Source organism: Frigoribacterium sp. Leaf44 (genome assembly GCF_001421865.1).
Lineage (GTDB): Bacteria > Actinomycetota > Actinomycetes > Actinomycetales > Microbacteriaceae > Frigoribacterium.
In genome coordinates, this window is sequence record NZ_LMLG01000008.1 from 596 (window position 1) to 1,163 (window position 568).

At 60.0% G+C, this 568-nt stretch carries 1 protein-coding gene; it reads left to right on the forward strand.

Annotation, left to right across the window (positions count from 1 at the left end; genetic code table 11):
* On the forward strand, positions 1–561 hold a 561-nt coding region (locus ASE87_RS15105), incomplete at its 5' end, for a methane monooxygenase/ammonia monooxygenase subunit C (protein ID WP_056230117.1).
* Between the last annotated feature and the right edge of the window lie 7 nt (positions 562–568).

The following is a 568-nucleotide window of genomic DNA, read 5'->3' on the forward strand; positions in this document are numbered from 1 at the left end:
CCGCTTGAGCTGATCTCGGGCATTGGCCTTGCGGGCTTTCTTTGGAAGACGCGCACGCGCGACTTCTCGACTCTGACGGCGCGCGAAGAAATGCGCCGCCTGGTTGTCGAAGTGCAGTGGCTGGTGGTTTACGCCGCGGCCATTTACTGGGGCGCGTCGTTCTTCACGGAGCAGGACGGCACCTGGCACATGACGGTGATTCGCGACACGGACTTCACGCCGTCGCACATCATCGAGTTCTACATGAGCTACCCGATCTACTCGGTGATCGCGGTCGGCGGCTTCTTCTATGCGAAGACGCGTCTTCCGTATTTCGCCAAGGGCTATTCGGTGGCCTATCTGATCGTGGCGATCGGCCCGTTCATGATCATCCCGAACGTCGGCCTGAATGAGTGGGGCCACACGTTCTGGTTCATGGAAGAACTGTTCGTCGCGCCGCTGCATTGGGGCTTCGTGTTCTTCGGCTGGATGGCGCTCGGCGTGTTCGGCGTCGTGCTTCAGCTGCTGATCAACATTCAGCGTCTGATCGGCAAGGAAGGCGTCGCCCTCCTGACCGAGTAATCCGAGA